This window comes from Pseudomonas sp. SDO55104_S430, assembly GCF_054070595.1.
Genome location: NZ_JBSVXG010000375.1, coordinates 1 through 3,425 on the forward strand (window position 1 = coordinate 1; position 3,425 = coordinate 3,425).

The following is a 3,425-nucleotide window of genomic DNA, read 5'->3' on the forward strand; positions in this document are numbered from 1 at the left end:
GTGTCAGCCAATGAATATGTTGCCTGACACTCCGCTTTCGCGAGCAAGCCCGCTCCCACATTTGGATAGGTGCTGTTTTGGAGGATGTGTTCGATCAGTTGACCACACCAATCACCCCCTCCCCCTGCAACTGCCGCAACAACGCCGCACCATTTTCCATGAACTCCGCCGACCCGGCACTCCCCGCCTCCTCTGCCAACCCTTGCAACTGCCCCTGCCCGCTAACCCCGGGAAACTCCTCGATCCGCTGCAACAGCCGCCACGCCAGCGGCGTCAGGGCGGAGAACTTCACGCTCCAATCTTCAGCTCGGCGTACCAGCAGCAAGGTCGGCTGGTCCGGCGCCGCGTCCGGCTGATAATCCGGCCCCACCAACTGCACCGGCCAGCTGTACGCCAGCGGCCAGGCCAGGGGCGATATCTGCAACGGGTGAGCGAGCAACGAATCCCCATCACCCAGCGCCAGCGGCTCGGCTTCGGACTGCTGCAACGCCATTTCCACCCATTCGTAGTGCGCCAGTTCGACCATGAACGCTGGCCACGAACCGTCAGACAGCGCCGCGGGTTCCGAGGCGAGAAACTCGACGAATTCCTCGGCGATTTCACCGAATTTCGGCGTGTGGGCGCGGTAGTCCCGCAGGAAGATCCGCACCAGCGCTCGCCAGCGTTTGTCGCCGAGAATCCGCACCAGCACCGGGAAGGTGCCGCTGATCAGGGTCGACAGGTTGGCAAAGACCAGGTCGCGATAGACCTGGGCGCGTTTGGGGTCCATTTCCGGCGGTGGCGCGCAATGCTCGGGATCGCGCAGGTACAGGCCCATGTTGCTCTGTTGCTCATGCAGCGAACGGTTTGCCACGGTTCACCTCCTGGATCTGAAGGCGGCGAATGGTCTGCAACTCGGCGACCAGTTCGGAAAACACCGGGAAGTTGAAATCCCGCTCGAGCAAGGTCGGTTGCGCGCCGAACCGGGCGTAGGCTTCGCTCAGCAGCGACCACACCGCCGGTTTCACCGATGCGCCATGGGTGTCGATTTTCAGGGTGTCGGACTCATCGAAGTGCCCGGCGATGTGCATGGCCACCACCCGATCCGCATCGATGCCGGCCAGGAAAGTGCGCGGATCGAAGCCATGGTTGATCGAGTTGACGAAGACGTTATTGACGTCCAGCAACAGGTCGCAATCGGCTTCGCGCAGCACGGCGTTGGTGAAGCTCACCTCGTCCATGTCCTGCTGCGGCGCGGCGTAGTAGGAGACGTTTTCCACCGCCAGGCGCCGGCCCAGAATGTCCTGGGCCTGGCGGATGCGCGCGGCGACGTGGTGCACTGCCTCTTCGGTAAAGGGCAACGGCAACAGGTCGTAGAGATGACCGTCATCGCTGCAGTAGCTCAGGTGCTCGCTGTACAACGGCACCTTGTAGTGATCGAGGAAAACCCGCACTTCCTGCAGGAACCCGACATCCAGCGGCGACGGTCCACCGAGAGACAGCGACAGACCGTGACAGGACAACGGATAGCGTTCGGCCAGCGCACGCAAGGCTGCACCATGGGCACCGCCGATGCCGATCCAGTTCTCCGGTGCGACTTCCAGGAAATCGAAATGGCCGACCGGGGCGGCCTGGAGGTCTTTCATTAAACCGCGACGCAAGCCGAGCCCGGCGCTGGCCTTGGCTGATGTGATGGGGGTCTGCATGGTGTCGATCTCTCGGGTGGTCAGTACACGAACACAGTTAATCGCGCTGATGTATCGAGGCTGTGTGGCGGGCTGACGGAAAACCGCGGGACTTGTATCGCCGGCGGGTCTGTACACACTGCGGTACAAACCCGCCGGTACGACTTACGCCAAGTCGTACTTCTCGCGCACCAGATGGCCGATGCCCATGCGGTCCAGAACGTTCATCGGGCACAGGAAGGTCACGCGCACGGTGCCCGGCAGGCGGCTGATGTCGATGGAGCCGGTGATGGTCGCGCGGTTGAGTACCTCGTCATACGGCAGGCCGGTGACATTGGCGGCGCGCTGCAGGCCGTTCTCCACCGCCAGGTTGAGGTTTTCCCCGCTGCCGATGAAGGTGATCGGACCGCTCTGCTCGATTTCCTGCTGGCCCCAACGCTCGGCCAGTGCGCGGACGTTGGCCCGCTGCTCGGCGTTCATCGGCCGCGCCATGGGCGGCAGGTCGTCGAGGTTTTGCAGGAGGATCGGGCCTTCCAGGGTCAGGTTTTTCACTACTTCCACAGAAACTTCGGTTTCCCCGGAGCAATCGGTGGCGTGTCCGGCGATCTCGCCGTTGCCTTGCTGGGCGTGCATATCACCCATGTACACCCCGGCCCCCTGCACTTTCACCGGGCAGATAAGCACGCAGCCCTCGCGGATCGAGTTGGTGTCCATGTGGCCGTCGGTCTTGGCCGCGTGCAGCTCTTCGCGGGTCATGCCGAAACGGTGCGGGGCGTTGATCAGGTACTGGCCGAAATCGGCGCAGTTGTGCGAATCGGGCAGGTCACGGGACGGCATGGTGCCGATGTTGCCGAGAAACGGCCGCATGTGCGCGGCGACGCCCGGAATGTCGGCGCGGGCCAGGGACAGAATCGAGTGCTGGGCTGCGAATTCCGGCAGTGCCGACATTTCGGAAGCCTTGCCGGCGAGCTGGTTGGCGATGTCTTGATTGACCGTCAGGCTGACCTGGTTCTGCGCATCGAACACGATCACATAGCCATGGCTGAAGCGGAACGCGCTGACTTCAGCGTTGCAGTTATTGCAGCGAATCGAATCCTCGCCGATGCCTTCGACATGGCTGGCCGGGTGCTCGGTGCCGCACTTGGCGCAGAACTTGGACACGAACGGATCGCCGTTGTAGCGCCCTTCGACGAAGGACATGACCCCGGACGACGTGGCCAGCGAGGTGACGCGCATGCTTTTGATCTTGATCGCCACGGCATCGCCGACTTCAGCGCCGGCAATGGCCACCGGTTGCGTCACTTCATGGCCGCCCTCGAACGCCGGGGTGATCATCGGCCCCCAGCAGCCCGGCGGCGTGCCGGTGATCAGGGTGCCGCCATCGGCCAAGGGGCCGAGCATCGGCTGGCTCGGGCCGATGATGCCGTGGGTGTAATGGTCTACACGCAGGTGATCGACAGGCGTGGCGGTGAGGGTGGAATCAGGAGCAGACGTTGTCATTGTGGTCCCCTATGGAATCAGGAGCGAACGGCCACCGGCTGGGGCGGCCCGGGAAGGGTCAAACAGCCTGCACAGTTCAGCGCAGGTTTGTATCTGCTCTGTGTTCGGGGGTGGTGGGGAATTGCGGGGGACTGTATCGGGGGGCGGTATAGATACATTGCGATACATGCAAATCCCTCTGCCGACCACCATCCCTGTGGGAGCGGGCTTGCCCGCGATGGCGGTGTGTCCGTCAACATTTTCATCTGCTGGTGGACCGCA

3 protein-coding genes are annotated in these 3,425 nt (G+C 63.1%); all 3 read right to left on the reverse strand.

Going from position 1 to position 3,425, the window contains the following annotated elements; genetic code table 11:
• Window positions 1-94 precede the first annotated feature (94 nt).
• The 3 genes from ACW9JE_RS29620 to ACW9JE_RS29630 all read right to left on the reverse strand — a co-directional run bounded on the left by ACW9JE_RS29620 (window position 95) and on the right by ACW9JE_RS29630 (window position 3,164).
• The gene (locus tag ACW9JE_RS29620; RefSeq protein WP_457434780.1) at window positions 95-817 is read right to left on the reverse strand and encodes an HvfC family RiPP maturation protein; all 723 of its coding nucleotides are present in this window, start codon (window positions 815-817) and stop codon (window positions 95-97) included.
• A 13-nt stretch (window positions 818-830) separates the two neighbouring features.
• A complete protein-coding gene (locus tag ACW9JE_RS29625) occupies window positions 831-1,685 on the reverse strand; it encodes an HvfB family MNIO-type RiPP peptide maturase (protein WP_457434778.1) in 855 nt (284 codons plus the stop codon).
• A 144-nt stretch (window positions 1,686-1,829) separates the two neighbouring features.
• Window positions 1,830-3,164, reverse strand: coding sequence for an acetamidase/formamidase family protein (locus ACW9JE_RS29630; protein WP_457434779.1), 1,335 nt, complete (start codon window positions 3,162-3,164; stop codon window positions 1,830-1,832).
• Between the last annotated feature and the right edge of the window lie 261 nt (window positions 3,165-3,425).